Consider the following 15,669-nt stretch of genomic DNA (forward strand, 5'->3'; position numbering starts at 1 on the left):
AATCAAAAAAACGTAACTCCTTGTTCAGCATTCATTATACCTTTTCTGGTATATCAACAAACGCCACAAAAACATCCAGTTTCGATATCAACTTCTGCACCTTATGTAGATTTTTTAGGTTGATAGTGCCAATAACGTAGTTGTAATCTTTGCTGGTGTACTTCTCGTCGATGCTCTCAAAATCGAAATGCTCAAAATCTATCACGTTTTTATACCTCAGGTATATTTTTATTTGCACATCGTTGGTGAACTGGGGACTATCGAAGTACTTTCGTTTTTTGTATTCGTACTTGTACCCGTGCATACGGGCTGTAATGTCGGAGAGCACCGCACTACCCGTTGGAAAACCACCGGCCCCCTTGCCAAACATAAACTGTTTTTCGTAGAATTCGCCCTGTATCACTACGCCATTGTATTCATCTTCTACATTAAAGATGTAATCGTCGGCTGTAACCAGCTTGGGCATTACCAGTAGGCTAAACGAGTTGCCGTTTATTTTGGTAGCCTGAGCAATCAGCTTTATTTTTAGCCCTTTTTCCTTTGCAAACCGAATATCGAAGCTATTGAGCTTGTCGATTCCCAAAACAAAAACTTCGGATGGGTTAACTATGGTTCCAAAACCATGGGTAGCAAGGATTATCAGCTTATTTAGAGAGTCCTGTCCGCTCACATCGAGCGTTGGGTCGGCCTCGGCAAAACCCAACTCCTGCGCCTTGCGCAGCGCCAGCTCGTAGGAGCTGTTCTCGTTAAATATTTTTGAGAGGATGTAGTTTGATGAGCCGTTAAGAATACCTGTTATGCTTAGTAAGAGGTCGTTGTCGTAATACTCTTCTAGATTTCTGATTACGGGAATACTACCGCAGGCCGAAGCATCGTATAAAAGCGCAACACCATTTTTATTCTGAATTTCAATCAGTTCCTCAAGATTATTTGCTAGCATCTTTTTGTTCCCTGACACAACACTTTTTCCCGATAGCATAGCTGATTTTACAATCTTGTAAGCCTCATCAGCGTCGCTAATTAGCTCAACTACAAGGTTAACCTCGGGGTCACCTAGAATTGTGTTATAATCGGTGCAAAAGGCTTCTTTGGCTAGTGAGCGCTCTTTCTGAGGCTCCTTAATGCAAATAGATTTTATTATGGCTTTAGTAGTCGGACTCTTCTGCAGCACGTTGTACAGGCCTTCGCCCACCACGCCAAATCCGAAAAGTCCTATGGTTTGTTTTGTACTTGTTGTCATTTCTTTTTGTTTTTAACGCAAAGTCGCTAAGACACTAAATCTTTATTAGCGATTTGGCGAGTTAGCGTTTAGTAGTTCGTTTGTAATTATCCCACTCAGCTGCTCACTCTCAAGCAAGAATCCTATGGTTTGTTTTGTACTTGTTGTCATTTCTTTTTGTTTTTAACGCAAAGTCGCTAAGACACTAAATCTTTATTAGCGATTTGGCGAGTTAGCGTTTAGTAGTTCGTTTGTAATTATCCCACTCAGCTGCTCACTCTCAATAAGAAAGCCATCGTGTCCAAAGTCAGAGTCAATCTCGGCGTAAACAGCGTTGGGAATGTATTCTGCCAACCGTTTCTGCTCAATGGGAGGGAAAAGGATATCGGTTGATATGCCAACGCAAAGCGTTTTGGCAGTTACCTTTGCAAATGCTTGCTCGAAACTGCCTCGGCCACGTGCCACATTGTGCGTATCCTGACTGCGTGTTATGGAGTGATAACAATGTGCATTGAACCTATCGACCAACTTTTTACCCTGATACCTTTGGTAGCTCGATGCCCTGAAGTTTTCAACCTGCTCGTTATCCTTTTCACTTTGGGTAAGGTTGTAAGCCTCGTATCCACGGTAAGAGAGAAGTCCTAATCCGCGTGCAGCGGCCAGTCCTGCCTTACCACCATTGGGATCACCGTTGAAAAAGGTAGAATCGGCCTCAATGGACATACGCTCGGTTTCGTTAATGGCATTCGCCCATGCCGTTTGCATATAGCTGGTAGCCACTAGCATCATATGCTCAAACCTTTTGGGATGCATTATGGCCCACTCCATGCTTTGAAACCCACCAATGGAGCCACCAGCAATAAGGTGAATTTTTTCTATGCCTAGATGATCTCGGAGCAGTTCATGGGAATTCGCCCAGTCGCGTACGGTTATCAAAGGAAAACCGTTGAGCCATTGCTTGCCGGTTGCGGGGTTTATGCTTAGTGCACCCGTTGAACCATAGCAGCTGCCAAGAATATTAGCGCACACCAGCGTGTACTTATCGGGGTCGAATAGTTTCCCTTTTCCTACCATTCCGGGCCACCAGTCCTCAGCATCGGAGTTGGCGGTGAGGGCGTGGCAAATCCATATCACAGGTTTCGTCCTGTCAATTGTCGCCTCGGATATATGGTAGGCAATTTCTATGTCGTTTAGGGTTTCACCCGATTCTAGGGCGAATGTTCCTTTGTGGGTGTAGGTTTTCTTTATCATTTCATTATGATTTAAATGCTAAGACACTAAGTCGCTAATTTTATATTATGATTGAGATACTTTTGGTCTTGCGTATTTGCGATTTAGCGTTTTTTTAAATTATATCCTCCCAAAAGCACTTTCAAAATCATCAATAATATCATCAATATGCTCAATACCCACCGATACCCTAAGTAGGCTAGGGGTTACGCCTGCTGCTACCTGTTCCTGTTCAGTTAGTTGTTGGTGGGTAGTGTTGGCGGGTTGGATAATTAGCGTGCGCGAATCGCCAACGTTGGCCACGTGGCTAACAAGGTTTAGACTATCAACCACCCGAGTGGTTGCATCAAGGTTACCATCAACTTCAAAGGAGAGCATACTTCCAAATCCATTCCGCAGATATCTTTTAGCTAGATTGTGCGATGGGTGCTCGGGCAAACCTAAGTAGTTTACACATTTTACTTTAGGATGCTGTTGTAGCCATTTTGCCAATGCCAGCGCATTTTGGCATTGCCGCTCGGCACGGAGCGAGAGCGTTTCAAGTCCTTGAATCATCAGAAATGAGTTGAAAGGGCTTATGCAGGGGCCAAGGTCGCGCAGCCCCTCGCAGCGAGCGCGGGCAATAAAGGCAGCATTGCCAAACGCTTCGGTGTATCGTAACCCGTGGTAGCCCGCTGATGGTTCCGATAGCAATGGAAACTTCCCGTTTCGCCAGTTAAAGTTACCCGAATCGGTAATTACACCGCCCAGTGCCGTGCCGTGGCCGTTAATCCATTTGGTGGCCGACTGCACAACAATATGTGCACCGTGCTCAATGGGGCGACAAAGGTAACCTGCAGCAGCAAAGGTGTTATCAACAATTAGCGGTATTTGGTACTTGTTGCTCAGTTTGCTTAGCGCATCAAAATCAGGTACCGAAAAACCTGGGTTGCCAATGGTCTCAACATATATTGCTTTGGTGGTTTCATCTATTTGTGCCTCCAGGTCTTCTGTCTTTTCGCTTTTGGCAAAGCGAGTGGTTATGCCAAAGTTTTTCAGGTAAACCTTTAGCTGGTTAAAAGTGCCACCGTAAAGGTATGGCGAAGCCACCAGCGAATCGCCTTGCGAGAGTATGGTTGTGAAGGCTATTAGCTGTGCTGCATGCCCCGATGATACTACTAGCGAGGCCAGCCCATTCTCGAGGGCTGTGATTCGTTTTTCTAGCACCTCGGTGGTGGGGTTGGTTAGGCGGCTGTATATGTTGCCCTGCTCCTCCAGTGCAAAAAGTCGTTGCGCATGTGCACTATCCTTAAACCTATATGCTGTGGTTAGGTTTAGCGGTACGGTTTGCGATAGGGTAGTGGGGTCGGTATTATAACCAGCATGTATTTGGAGGGTTTCGTAGTGTTTGTAATGTTGTGTACTCATCTTATAAATGTAAAATGATAAATGTATAATATAGAATGATGAATGAACAGTGTAGTATGTATATGTTGCCCCCTGCAATCCCTTGGATTGCATAGAGATAAACCCACTAAGTGTAAATAGTAAGGGGCAAAAGGGTTACCAGCTGCGCTGGCCGCGCATGGAGCATGCGGACCCTTTCTGACTGCTACAGAGGAATGAAAACCTATGTTGGATATACGAAATAATTAGTCCAGCATTGGACAAGGCGTAAAACTGATGTGTGAAAGTTTGTGTGTTCATTTCTGGTTTTTAATTTATAACTCCCTATCGGGCAGGTTTTAGCACCTTTCTGCCTGTATGGCTGAGGTTGCTAGAGCATCAATGAGCCTGTTCTCTCCGCTCTTCTTTATAAACAAACCTTTTGCAAGGGATGGGTGGTTAAACACCGATGCAAATATAATGCATTTTTGGAAAAACAAAAACAATCAGATCTATTGCAAAAAAAATAGCAACATAAGCTAATTCCTTATACTTTTGTGCCCTATTAAAGGTGATATGGGACAGAAAAAGATTTCGGAGCGTAAGGTTATAGAGTATACTGCTGGATTAGTGGTGTTTACTGGTATTATTCGGTTTTTTTTCTATTCTGCAGGAACTGTTCTTTTCTACTTGGCTTTTGCCCCATTCCTTACATACAGGTTAGTATCAATTGTAAAGAGCCGAAAGGAGGATAAGTCGCCTATTAGACTATACCGTGGAATAGTAGTGACCCTAATGCTTGTTACCATTGCTCTTAATGTGGCCGGATGGCAAGAGGCTGATTTTTTTCTGATATTCTTACTAATGGTTGATTACCTGCTAGTAATTAACAAAAGGTTTTAGTTTAACTATCATTAGTGTCCGACTAAGTATTTTGTAAAATGATAATAATGCGATAGATTTCGAGCGCCTGCCTGAATGACGCAGTCAGGCAGGAAGCGAGACCATGAAGTAGCAGCGAAGCTAAATCTATATTTATTAGTCGGTCAGTAGTGTTTAATTATATCTTCACGCCAAGGAAACCCACATCATCAACCTGAGTTAAATTACCTTTCCACTGATTAAATGTTTCCTCAAGGGTTGTCTTTTGCTCTGCAAGCGGCAATTCGGTTAGGCTTAAAATTAGCCTGTATAGCTGTAGTGATTTAAATTTTCTCCTCTCAGGACCACCGAACTGATCAGCAAAGCCATCGGTAAACAAGTAAATAATGTCGCCCTCCAGAAGCGAAATGCTGTGGTTTACAAATGCTTTATTCTCGTAGAACGATCCTATGGGCTGCTTGGTGGGTCTTACGCTATACAGGGAATGGGTCTTTCCCTTGGCAATAGTTGTACTTGTGGGTTGGGGCTGTTCATTGGCTCTGCAAATATACAGCGGCAGGTTTGCTCCTGAGTACTTTAGCTCCTTTGTTTTCGGGTTAAAACAGCACAGGGCAATGTCCATACCATCGAATATCTCGTTAGGGTCTCTTTGCTTAAGGTGTTGCTCGAAAAGCGTATTAACGTGATATAGCACATCCCCAGGACTATTGATGCTTTGGTCGTTAACCACCTTGTTTAGGCTGTAGGCTCCAATCACGCTCATTAGCGCACCGGGAACGCCATGCCCTGTACAATCGGCCAAAGCAAATAGAACGCTGTCGCCTTTTTCTTGAATCCAGTAAAAGTCGCCGCTAACAATATCCTTGGGAATAAGTATGGTGAATGACTCGGGAAATAGGTTTGGGAGAGAATGCGAGCTCATGAGTATAGCTTTTTGCATACGCTGGGCATAGTTCAAGCTTTCGGTAAAATGCCTTGTTTTTCTATCCGAGAGTTTCTTTTGCTTTTCAACCTCATTTTTTTGAGCAATTAGAAGATCATTGGCTCTTCTTTTATGTAGGTACTCCCTAACGGCAAGGGCTATAATGGCAATAAAAAGGCCAATTGTTATCACCAGTAGAATCTGCCACCTTTTTTGTTGCCCTATAAGCTCTTTACTACGTTCCAGTTCAATGTTTTTAAAATGGATTTCCTCTAGGTGTTTGCGGTGTGTGGCTTGTTCCTCAAGCTTGTTAGCCTCGCTAATTTTTTGTGCGTTGAAAAGGCTATCGGTAATTCGTGTGTAGTGGCTAATATTTGTGTAAGCACTTACAATATTGCCAACCATATTGTTAACTTGCGACATACCCTTATATGCTTGCCGAACAATATCGGTAAGCCCTGCATTTGATGCTATGGATAGGCTATGCTTGTAGTTTGTGGATGCTTTTGCAAATTGGCTATTGCTTTTTTGCAGGTTTGCAAGGCATAGATATCCGTATGCTTGGCCTGTGTAATCGCCAATAGTCTGTTGCTGGGCAAGCGTTCTTTTTAAAAGGCTTTCGGCCTGAGCATAAAGTTTCTTTTTTGAAAGTATTTCGGCAATTTTAGCCTCAAGCCTTAGGGCTTTGATCTCATCCAGAGGGCGAAGAATTTCAAGGGCGCTATCGCAGCAAAGTTTTGCTTCTTCAAGCTTATCCTCAAGGATAAAAAGTTCAGCTTGCGCTACAATTATGTGAGCATTAGCATAATCAGATGATTTGCATTTTTGGGAAGCTAGCAGGCTTTTGGTTATGTCAATACATCGTTGCGATGTAGTGATATTCCCTAGCTGGTTGTGAATGGCGCTTAGCTGGAGCAACGAATAGATTAGCCTTAGCGTATCGTGGTTCTGCTCGAAGTATGCTTTCGATTTTAGTGCATACTCCATGGCACGACCTATATTGCCGGTTTCTAGCTCTACCTGTACAGTAACCGGAAGATACCAGCTTATCATAGCGCTATCCCTAAGCTGTTCGCTAAGCGATAAGCCTTTGTGAAGATAATCGAGCGATTCAATCCTAAGGTCCTTGGCCAAATGGATTTTCGATAGGAGAGTGCTAGCCTCTAGGATTTGATGCTCAAGACTTTGTTCTAGTGAGTTTACGTAGGCTGAGTTAATGGTGATAAGGGCCTCGTCGAGTTGCTGGCTATTTACAAAGTATTTGCCCTTGCTAATTAGTAAATTATGGAGTCCTTTGACATCGCGCTGGCGCTGTGCTCTCGAAACCTCAATGTTTATCTCCTCCAGCGATTTGCCAGGTGGTTCAATGCTCGCCAGCATTCGGTAGTTTAGGTTGTAGTAATGAGGATCAGGGAGTTGTTCACAAATGCCAGGGTTATTAACCCCGGTTGTTAGCATGATAAGGAACCAAATAGCTTTTCTAATCACAGGTTGATATTTTTATTGAACGTGCTGGGTACTATGCAAGCACAAATTTATCAAATTTATTCAATGTGAAGTAGATAATGCATTTCACTTTTAGCTGTTAAGCTTGTTGGCTAAAAAACTTCTACCTTACAATAGTAAGATTGGAATAGTCAATCATCCAAAATCCTTTCGTGTGGGGGGTGATGTTTCGCTTCAGATCGATAGACAAGTTGGTGCGCAAGTAACTTGCAAACTTGGTTGGAGAATGGTGACGATGTTAATAACTTTTTTAAAACATACTGCTTAGTCGGTATTTTTTCGATTGCAGAGAAAAAAAAATAAACTAATTTTACCCAAACTTTAAGGAATGATATTTTTAGTATTAAGTATTCTATCCTCTGCTTCAATTTACGTGGTCTTTAAGCTTATCGACCGTCATCGGGTTTTCACCTTCAGTGCCATTGTAATCAACTATATTGTAGCCTGCCTAGCAGGTTTTTTTTTGAGCAATAGTAGCCCCATTACTTTTGATGTTTTCACTCAAAATTGGATGCCCATAGCCTTACTGGTTGGGGTTATGTTCATTGTAATGTTTTACGTAATTGCCAAAAGCACGCAGAAGGCCGGGGTTGCCGTTACCACAGTTGCTGTTAAGATGTCGGTGGTTTTTCCCATCACCTTTTCCATATGGTACGATGCCAACGACTCCATTAATACGCTTAAGTTGCTAGGGATTTTTCTAGCGCTAACTTCTGTTTTTCTCACTGTTTATAAAAAGAGTGGAAAATCAATTAGTTCAAAAGCAATTCTCCTGCCAGCGTTTCTCTTTATAGGTATGGGTGTGGTCGATTCCTTTGTTAAGTATGCCCAGTCGGCCTACATCACCGGCGAGTTAGCCTCTACATTCTCTACCGTTGTATTTGCATACGCCTTAGTGGTAGGTTTGGTAATACTACCCTTTAATAAGCCAGCGCAGAAAAGTATCATTAAATTTAAAACCTGGGTGTTAGGGGCATTACTAGGGGTTGCCAATTTTGGTTCTATATACTTCCTTCTGCTCGCTTTAAATCATATAGATATAAAAACCGGACAGCAGGCTATGGGGTCGGTTGTTTTCGGAATAAACAACATTGGAATAGTTGTGCTAAGCGTAATTATTGGATTTCTGATATATAAGGAGCGACCCTCAAAAATTAACTGGCTAGGAATTGCCCTTTCGGGCGTATCTATAGCAGTTTTGGCAACAAGCTAATATTTATGGAGCAAAAGGATACATATAAAACAGTTGCACGGCAATCGGAAGGGCTATACAAGGAGAAGGGGAGCAAGTTTATTGCCTTGGCGTATCCCGTATCCACAGAGGAAGAAGTGAAGGAGATTCTTGCCGAACTCCGAAAGCACTACCATGATGCCCGCCACCATTGCTACGCCTACGTTATTGGGTACGATGGCCAGAGCTGGCGTGCCAATGATGATGGTGAGCCATCGAGCACAGCAGGAAAGCCTATTTATGGGCAGATACTAAGCCGTGAGCTAACCAATACCCTAGTGGTGGTGATTAGGTACTTTGGGGGAACCAAGCTTGGCGTATCGGGGTTAATAAACGCCTACAAAGTTGCTGCCTCCGAAGCGCTTGATGCCAATGAGCTAGTAGAGCGCACGGTGAATGATATCTACAGCATAACGTTTGCCTACCCAGCAACCAATGAGGTGATGCGATTAATAAAGGAGGAGGAGTTACCAGTGCTTGCTCAGCAATTCGATTCCAGCTGTGCTGTCACTGTTGGCATTAGGCAGGGCAAAATATCGATGGTGCTAGATAAGATTGATAAGATTGACTCGGCCGTTGCTGAGTACTTAAGAACCGATTAGCCATTTTCGCCTCGTTTAGTAACGAGGCTTTTTTTTGAAATTTTTTTTGACCCTTACAATAACTATAAAACTTGAACGATGATGAAAAACAAAAGCTTGGTAGCGATTAATGATCTAAGCAAGGAGGAGATCATTAAGATCCTCGATTTGGCTGAGGAATTTGAGAAAAATCCTATACAGGATATTCTTAGCAAAACTGTAGTTGCCACCCTTTTCTTCGAACCCTCAACCCGCACCCGCTTGAGCTTCGAGAGTGCCGTTAGCCGTCTGGGGGGGCGTGTAATTGGCTTCTCGGAGGCGGCCAGTACTTCGGTATCGAAAGGTGAAAGCCTAAAGGACACCATCCTTACCGTAGCCAACTATTCGGATCTTATTGTCATGCGCCATCCTATTGAGGGGAGTGCACGGTATGCCAGCGAGGTATCACCAGTTCCCATAATCAACGCTGGCGATGGAGCCAACCAGCACCCTACCCAAACTCTGCTCGACTTGTACTCAATACGCAAGACCCAGGGGACGCTTCAAGACCTCAACATCTTTTTAGTGGGCGACCTAAAGTATGGCCGTACCGTGCACTCGCTGATGATGGCTATGAGCCAGTTTGGGGCAACATTTACCTTTGTTTCGCCCAATGAACTAAAAATGCCCAACGAGTACAAAATGTTTTTGGACAGCCAAGGGCTTAAGTATTACGAGCAGATCGATTTGAACGAGAACCTCGATAAGGCAGACATAATCTATATGACCCGTGTACAGCGTGAGCGTTTTTCCGACCCGTTGGAGTACGAAAAGGTAAAAAATGTTTATGTACTAAGGAACAAGATGCTTGGGAATACGAAACCAACCATGCGTGTGCTACACCCACTACCAAGAGTAAATGAAATACATACCGATGTGGATACTAGCCCAAAAGCATACTACTTTCCACAAGCGTTAAATGGGGTGTATACCCGTATGTCAATAATGTCACAAATTCTTGGTTTATTATAATCGATAAAACTACAAGCGATGAAAGAGATGAAACTAAGCGTAAGCGCTATAGAGAATGGTACGGTAATCGATCATATCCCAGCACAAAATTTATTCAAGGTCATATCTATACTTGGTTTAGAGAGAATAGATAACCTGATTACATTTGGAACCAATATGGAAAGCCAAAGGCTTGGCCAAAAGGCTATTATTAAGATAGCTAACAAGTTTTTTGAGCGTGACGAGATTAATAGGATTGCCCTAGTTGCTCCCCATGCCAAGCTAAATATTATTAAAGATTTTAATGTTGTTGAGAAACAGGTTGTTGAGGTTCCCGAGAGCATAACGGGTATTGTGAAATGCGTAAATCCGAAATGCATCACCAATGTGGAAGCCATTAAAACAAAATTTAATGTCATCGATAAGCAGTCAGTGGCTTTAAAGTGCCACTACTGTGAGAAAATTACCGACCAGGAGCATATGGTTTATTTGTAGGATGAAAAAAACCCGAGTACTGCTCGGGTTTTTTTATTTTACTATTCAGTCAAGCTATATTTACCGCAATCTATCTAGGCTCCGAACCAATGCCTCATCGCGGGCAATTGCTCTAAGGGCAAGGAAAACTAAAATTGCAGCTGCAAGCGGGAACATAAATATTATGGAGTAGGAGGTAGCCCCATCAACCATCGACTGAGCTGATCGAACATAGTAGTACATCAAGCCCATGAGCCCTAGGAGTAAAACAATATTTACTACGCTTAGCCGAATTTGCAGCATCCTTTTCTTAAATAGAAAAATGGTTGCCACGCAAAGCCCTAAGCATAATCCTATTAAAATGGACATGGGCATAGAGCCAAACTCAGGAGCAGAATCGCTATTTCCAATCAGACCCTTAAACCCTAACTCGTAAATTGTTCCATCAGCAGTGCCAATAATATGCGCAACGGGCATAAAAACTACGAATACCATTAGGATGGTAGCAATAAGAAGGAATACGGTTTGAATCCTTTGAATCATAAAAAAAATATTTAGTTACCGCCAAGAATAATTGGTAGCCCATCCTTTCCGCTACCCACAACAATAACTTTGGTATTGGGCGAGTTTGCGAGCGCTGCAGTGGCTTCAATCCCTCTCATCTTAAGCAGGTTGGTTGTTAAGCTGTTGTTGATTATCTGGTTAGCACGCGATTCACCTTCGGCAGCAATGCGCCTACGTTCTGCTTCGCTTTTTTCCCTTTCAAGCTTAAACTGATACGCTAAAAACTCTTGCTCTTGGGTTAGCTTACTCTCAATGGCTTGTTGAATCTGGGCAGGTAGATTTATACTCCTAATTAGCAACGCCCTCATATCGATGTAGTTGCTGGTTAAAATCTTGTTTGTCTCCTCAATAATGGTTTGCTCCACTTCGCTACGTTTGGTCGAGTAGATCTCCTCGGCGGTAAAACGTCCTGTAACCTGCCTAACCGATGAGCGAACCTCTGGGATTACTAGCTGATTTATGTAGTACTTGCCAAAAACCTCATGGAGGAAACCAATCTTATCGTAAATAGGGTTAAACCTAACGGATATGTCAATAATTACCTTAAGGCCATTCTTATCGAGCACATCCATGGTTTCCTCGGCTTTTTGCTCCTTTACATCGTATACGTGCAGGTCGTTCCAGGGCGCAATAATGTAAAATCCTGGGATTTTGATATCCTCCTTGTCTAGTCCACTGGTAAAAGGTCTGAAGATGATAGCACGTTCGCCGGGTTGGATAATATGGAACATACGGCTACTGAAAAGTAGCAGAACGATTAGGGCAACCACCCCAATGATAATAATGATTTGCTTGTTTTGTTTCATTGTGATATTGTTTTTAGGTTTCAAAATTAATTCAGTGTTTAACCCTACAAAGATATGATATTTGATTAGAATAGAGGTGTGCGAATAGCTATCTTACCCTCATCTACGTAAGTGGCTGATAATGCTGTTATAGATGGTATCCTAGCGTTTAAAAATTAACTCCTAAAATTTGTTGTTACCGAAATTTATTTACTTTAGCAGTGTTAAAATAGGAGGACATTATGAGAATTATTGAACCATCAGAGCTGATAATCAACCCGAATGGAAGCATTTTTCATTTGCATTTACGCCCACAGGATGTAGCCGATACCATTCTGCTTGTTGGCGACCCTGGTAGGGTCGATACTGTTGCTTCGTTTTTCAGTAAGGTTGAGTTCAGCGTTACCAATAGGGAGTTTAAAACCGTAACCGGTTTTTTTAATGATAAGAGGATAAGTGTTGTGTCAACCGGTATAGGTACCGACAATATCGACATAGTTGTTAATGAGCTGGATGCTCTGGTGAACATCGATTTGCAGACAAGGCAAGAAAAACCCGAGAAACGACAGCTAACCTTGGTGAGGTTGGGAACATCTGGCGCCCTGCAAGCAGATATTGATGTTGATAGCTTTGTGCTAACAGGTACTGCCATAGGTTTCGATGGCCTGCTTAATTTTTATAAGGGTCGTAACCAGGTGAGCGATTTAGTTATGGAGGAAGCCTTTATTAAGCATACCAACTGGAATACCCTTTGCGCCAAGCCCTACTTTGTCCACTCACACCCCGACTTGGTAGATATGTTTAAGGATATGGCACGCATAGGCATTACCATATCTGCCCCTGGCTTCTATGGCCCCCAAGGGCGCGTACTTAGATTACCCCTGGCCGACAGCAGCTTGAACCATAGTATCGAAACATTTGACTTCAGTGGTCAAAAAATCACCAACTTCGAAATGGAGAGCTCTGCTATCAACGGATTGTCGTTGTTGTTGGGGCATAAATCTGTAACCATGTGCGCTATTATTGCAAACAGGGTAAATAAGACCGCATCGTCCGATTATAAGCCACATATTAAACGACTAATTGAGCAAACGCTTATCCGTTTAACCCGGTAAAAACCGCTAGCGAATGAGGCCCAAAGAGTTTGCCGCTCTTGTTTCCTTACTAGAGGATCCCGATCAGGAGGTGTATAAGTCTATCTCCAACAAGTTGGTAACCGAAGGCATACCTTTGGTGCCATTGCTTGAGCAGGCTTGGGAAGTTTCCGATAGCGACATACTGCAGAGTCGAGTGGAGGATATTCTCCATAAAATTCAGCTAAACACCGCCAAACGAAACTTGGCTGACTGGGTAGCCACAGGATGTAGCGACTTGCTTGCAGGTGCAGTATATGTAGCTCAGTATCAGTACCCCGATATTGAGTACGAGGTTGTTGAAAGCTACATCGATAAGCTTAAGCAAAAGGTATGGATGGAGCTGAACGAGAGCCTAACGGCTCTTGAAAAGGTGAAGGTGCTTAACCATATCCTGTTCGCTTCATGTGGGTTTGCAGGCAATGCCGATAACTTTTTTGCACCCCAAAACCATTTCATCAATCAGCTTATTGAGACCAAAAAGGGTGGCCCAGTGCTCATCTCAATCTTTTACTCGCTTGTAGCTCAACGCCTTGGGTTGCCAATATATCCGGTAAGCCTTCCTCGAAACTTTTTGGTAGCCTATAAGAACAGGTACGGACATACTGCTGGTGGGGGTGAGGTTGAGCAATCCATCCTCTTCTACATTAATCCATTTAACCAAGGCTCTGTGCTAGCCCGGAAAGATATTGAGCAGTTCCTCTCGCAGAATAAGATACCACCTAAGGAGGAATACTTTTTACCCTGCACAAATTGCAGCGCCATATCCCAGCTTTTGGGGAGCTTACTTTTGTCGTTTCAAAAATTGGGGCAAACCAGTAAGATTGATGATTTGAAGTTGTTGCTCGATATTCTGCATAAGCAGTAGCTAAAAGTCAATCCTGAGCTGCATTCCCTTGGAGTTGATTTTTTCAAGTTCTACCTCAATCAACTCCATTACAAGCGGCTTACACCTCCCACAACCAGTTGTGGCTCGTGTTAGGTTTTGTACATCCAGTATCGATCTGGCGCCACTCCTTCTAACCGATGATTTTATCTCGGCAGGGGTAACCGACTTGCATTGGCAAATAAACTTTGAAACCTTGTGCATGGTGTAACGAATGTTTGCTGTTTACAGGATGCAAGTATAGTAAATACATTTGTAGAGTAAAAAATAAGCCGAAATCTTTTGTGTAATAGTGAAAAAGATGTACTTTTGCGGGCTAATTATAAACATTAACCAAATCGTTTAAACTATGTTAAATCAGTACGAAACCGTTTTCATAGCTACTCCCGTTTTGTCTGAGGCCCAGATGAAGGAAGCGGTTGACAAGTTCAAAGGTGTAATCACCGGCAATGGCGGTGAAATAGTACACGAAGAGAACTGGGGACTAAAGAAATTGGCCTACCCCATTCAGAAAAAATCCACAGGATTTTACTACCTCATTGAGTTTAAGGCTCCTGGCGATCTGATCGACAAACTAGAAATTCAGTACCGTCGTGACGAGCGCGTTATTCGTTTCTTAACCTTCCGTATGGATAAGCATTCTGTTGAGTATGCCCAGAAGAAGAGATCAAAGGTTGAACAACAAAAGAAGGAGGAGTAAAACATGGCACAGAATCAGAGCGAAATTAGATATCTTACACCCCCAACCGTAGATATCAAGAAGAAGAAGTACTGCCGTTTCAAGAAGAATGGTATTAAGTACATTGATTATAAAGATCCTGAATTTCTTAAGAAGTTCCTAAACGAGCAAGGTCGTATCCTGCCTCGTCGCCTTACCGGAACCTCGCTTAAGTATCAGCGTAAAGTTGCCACCGCTGTGAAAAGGGCACGCCATTTGGCATTGCTGCCATTTGTAACCGATTTGTTGAAATAAACTCTGGAGAACAAAGCGATGGAAATTATACTAAAACAAGACGTAGCCACACTTGGCCACAAAGACGATATCATCACTGTAAAGGATGGTTATGCACGCAATTACCTTATACCACAGGGTTATGCAACTGCTGCCACCGAGTCGGCAAAGAAAGTTTTAGCCGAGAACATTCGCCAGCGAGCTCACAAAGAGGCTAAAATTAAGGGCGATGCTGAAGCCATTGCTCAAAAGCTCGAAGGGCTTAAGCTTACCATTGGCGCAAAAACTAGCACCACTGGAAAAATCTTTGGTTCGGTTAACACTATTCAGATAGCTGAGTCGTTGAAGGAGAAAGGCTTCGATATCGATAGAAAAGTTATCCTTATCAAGGAGGAGCAGATTAAAGAGGTTGGCTCTTACACTGCCGAAATTAAGCTTCACCGTGAGGTGAAAGTTAGCATTGAGTTTGAAGTTGTAGCGGAGTAATCGCTGTAACTTTTACATAACAAAAAAGGCCTCGGATTCGAGGCCTTTTTTGTTTGATAAACCGTTCGTTATCGAACAGCAATAGCTTCTATTTCAACAAGTACACCTAGGGGAAGTTTTACCACTCCGTATGCAGCTCGCGCAGGCATTTTCTCGGTAAAGTACTTGGCGTAAACCTCGTTCATGGGAACAAAATTGTCCATGTCGTTGAGTAGGCAGGTAGTTTTTACAACATTCTCGTAGCCAAGTCCAGCTTCTGCCAGGATGGCGCCCATATTCTTGAGAACCTGCTCGGTTTGCTCAGCAATACCACCCTCAATAATTTTCCCAGTTTCGGGTACAACAGGAATTTGACCCGAAATGAATACTAGTCCACCTGCTTCAACGGCTTGGCTATATGGGCCTACCGCTTTAGGTGCTTTTTCGGTATTAATTATTTTCTTCATACTAATTAATTGTTTGG

The 15,669-nt window shown here is 43.0% G+C and carries 18 protein-coding genes and 1 riboswitch; of the genes, 10 read left to right on the forward strand and 8 right to left on the reverse strand.

Annotated elements, in window-relative coordinates; genetic code table 11:
• Nucleotides 1-34: 34 nt before the first annotated feature.
• The 3 genes from G8O23_RS08645 to G8O23_RS08655 all read right to left on the reverse strand — a co-directional run bounded on the left by G8O23_RS08645 (nucleotide 35) and on the right by G8O23_RS08655 (nucleotide 3,856).
• Nucleotides 35-1,240, reverse strand: coding sequence for a homoserine dehydrogenase (locus tag G8O23_RS08645; RefSeq protein WP_166363815.1), 1,206 nt, complete (start codon nucleotides 1,238-1,240; stop codon nucleotides 35-37).
• Nucleotides 1,241-1,435: 195 nt separating this feature from the next.
• Complete coding sequence (locus tag G8O23_RS08650; protein ID WP_166363817.1) at nucleotides 1,436-2,470, reverse strand: homoserine O-acetyltransferase family protein; 1,035 nt, start codon at nucleotides 2,468-2,470, stop codon at nucleotides 1,436-1,438.
• 99 nt (nucleotides 2,471-2,569) lie between these two features.
• On the reverse strand, nucleotides 2,570-3,856 hold the full coding sequence (locus G8O23_RS08655) for an O-acetylhomoserine aminocarboxypropyltransferase/cysteine synthase family protein (protein WP_166363819.1): 1,287 nt from the start codon (nucleotides 3,854-3,856) through the stop codon (nucleotides 2,570-2,572).
• A gap of 290 nt (nucleotides 3,857-4,146) precedes the next feature.
• A riboswitch (SAM riboswitch) is annotated at nucleotides 4,147-4,250 on the reverse strand.
• A gap of 140 nt (nucleotides 4,251-4,390) precedes the next feature.
• Here G8O23_RS08655 and G8O23_RS08660 point away from each other — a divergent pair.
• Nucleotides 4,391-4,717 carry a hypothetical protein gene (locus tag G8O23_RS08660; protein WP_166363821.1) on the forward strand — a complete coding sequence of 109 codons (327 nt, stop codon included), beginning with the start codon at nucleotides 4,391-4,393 and terminating at the stop codon, nucleotides 4,715-4,717.
• Nucleotides 4,718-4,874: 157 nt separating this feature from the next.
• Here G8O23_RS08660 and G8O23_RS17625 read toward each other — a convergent pair whose 3' ends face one another.
• Nucleotides 4,875-7,106 carry a SpoIIE family protein phosphatase gene (locus G8O23_RS17625; protein WP_166363823.1) on the reverse strand — a complete coding sequence of 744 codons (2,232 nt, stop codon included), beginning with the start codon at nucleotides 7,104-7,106 and terminating at the stop codon, nucleotides 4,875-4,877.
• A gap of 346 nt (nucleotides 7,107-7,452) precedes the next feature.
• Between G8O23_RS17625 and G8O23_RS08670 the strand changes: the two genes are divergently transcribed.
• The 4 genes from G8O23_RS08670 (at nucleotide 7,453) to pyrI (ending at nucleotide 10,421) form a co-directional block, all read left to right on the forward strand.
• Entirely contained in the window at nucleotides 7,453-8,337 is an 885-nt protein-coding gene (locus G8O23_RS08670) for a DMT family transporter (RefSeq protein WP_166363825.1), read from the forward strand.
• A 5-nt stretch (nucleotides 8,338-8,342) separates the two neighbouring features.
• The gene (locus tag G8O23_RS08675; RefSeq protein ID WP_166363827.1) at nucleotides 8,343-8,957 is read left to right on the forward strand and encodes an IMPACT family protein; all 615 of its coding nucleotides are present in this window, start codon (nucleotides 8,343-8,345) and stop codon (nucleotides 8,955-8,957) included.
• Between the two features lie 81 nt (nucleotides 8,958-9,038).
• Nucleotides 9,039-9,947 carry an aspartate carbamoyltransferase gene (gene pyrB / locus G8O23_RS08680; protein ID WP_166363925.1) on the forward strand — a complete coding sequence of 303 codons (909 nt, stop codon included), beginning with the start codon at nucleotides 9,039-9,041 and terminating at the stop codon, nucleotides 9,945-9,947.
• Between the two features lie 18 nt (nucleotides 9,948-9,965).
• Nucleotides 9,966-10,421 carry an aspartate carbamoyltransferase regulatory subunit gene (pyrI, locus tag G8O23_RS08685; protein WP_166363829.1) on the forward strand — a complete coding sequence of 152 codons (456 nt, stop codon included), beginning with the start codon at nucleotides 9,966-9,968 and terminating at the stop codon, nucleotides 10,419-10,421.
• A 60-nt stretch (nucleotides 10,422-10,481) separates the two neighbouring features.
• Here the strand turns inward: pyrI and G8O23_RS08690 are convergent, their stop codons facing one another.
• Nucleotides 10,482-10,943: a DUF4293 domain-containing protein gene (locus tag G8O23_RS08690; RefSeq protein WP_166363831.1), complete on the reverse strand. Its 462-nt coding sequence runs from the start codon at nucleotides 10,941-10,943 to the stop codon at nucleotides 10,482-10,484.
• 11 nt (nucleotides 10,944-10,954) lie between these two features.
• Nucleotides 10,955-11,770 carry a prohibitin family protein gene (locus G8O23_RS08695; protein WP_166363833.1) on the reverse strand — a complete coding sequence of 272 codons (816 nt, stop codon included), beginning with the start codon at nucleotides 11,768-11,770 and terminating at the stop codon, nucleotides 10,955-10,957.
• Nucleotides 11,771-11,991: 221 nt separating this feature from the next.
• Between G8O23_RS08695 and G8O23_RS08700 the strand changes: the two genes are divergently transcribed.
• Both G8O23_RS08700 and G8O23_RS08705 read left to right on the forward strand, forming a co-directional pair.
• On the forward strand, nucleotides 11,992-12,864 hold the full coding sequence (locus G8O23_RS08700) for a nucleoside phosphorylase (RefSeq protein ID WP_166363835.1): 873 nt from the start codon (nucleotides 11,992-11,994) through the stop codon (nucleotides 12,862-12,864).
• Between the two features lie 13 nt (nucleotides 12,865-12,877).
• Complete coding sequence (locus G8O23_RS08705; RefSeq protein WP_166363837.1) at nucleotides 12,878-13,750, forward strand: transglutaminase-like domain-containing protein; 873 nt, start codon at nucleotides 12,878-12,880, stop codon at nucleotides 13,748-13,750.
• Here G8O23_RS08705 and G8O23_RS08710 read toward each other — a convergent pair whose 3' ends face one another.
• Nucleotides 13,751-13,972 carry a (2Fe-2S)-binding protein gene (locus G8O23_RS08710; protein WP_166363839.1) on the reverse strand — a complete coding sequence of 74 codons (222 nt, stop codon included), beginning with the start codon at nucleotides 13,970-13,972 and terminating at the stop codon, nucleotides 13,751-13,753. It lies immediately after the preceding gene.
• Between the two features lie 145 nt (nucleotides 13,973-14,117).
• Here G8O23_RS08710 and rpsF point away from each other — a divergent pair, with 145 nt between their 5' ends.
• From rpsF to rplI, 3 genes are read left to right on the forward strand one after another with little or no spacing between them, the layout of a single operon-like run.
• The gene (rpsF, locus tag G8O23_RS08715) at nucleotides 14,118-14,468 is read left to right on the forward strand and encodes a 30S ribosomal protein S6 (RefSeq protein ID WP_166363841.1); all 351 of its coding nucleotides are present in this window, start codon (nucleotides 14,118-14,120) and stop codon (nucleotides 14,466-14,468) included.
• 3 nt (nucleotides 14,469-14,471) lie between these two features.
• Complete coding sequence (rpsR, locus tag G8O23_RS08720) at nucleotides 14,472-14,741, forward strand: 30S ribosomal protein S18 (RefSeq protein ID WP_166363843.1); 270 nt, start codon at nucleotides 14,472-14,474, stop codon at nucleotides 14,739-14,741.
• Nucleotides 14,742-14,759: 18 nt separating this feature from the next.
• A complete protein-coding gene (gene rplI, locus G8O23_RS08725; protein ID WP_166363845.1) occupies nucleotides 14,760-15,206 on the forward strand; it encodes a 50S ribosomal protein L9 in 447 nt (148 codons plus the stop codon).
• Between the two features lie 68 nt (nucleotides 15,207-15,274).
• On the opposite strand, the gene G8O23_RS08730 is transcribed toward rplI, so the two are convergent.
• Nucleotides 15,275-15,652, reverse strand: coding sequence for a RidA family protein (locus G8O23_RS08730; protein WP_166363847.1), 378 nt, complete (start codon nucleotides 15,650-15,652; stop codon nucleotides 15,275-15,277).
• Nucleotides 15,653-15,669 lie beyond the last annotated feature (17 nt).

Source organism: Perlabentimonas gracilis (assembly GCF_011174675.1).
Classification (GTDB): domain Bacteria; phylum Bacteroidota; class Bacteroidia; order Bacteroidales; family Tenuifilaceae; genus Perlabentimonas; species Perlabentimonas gracilis.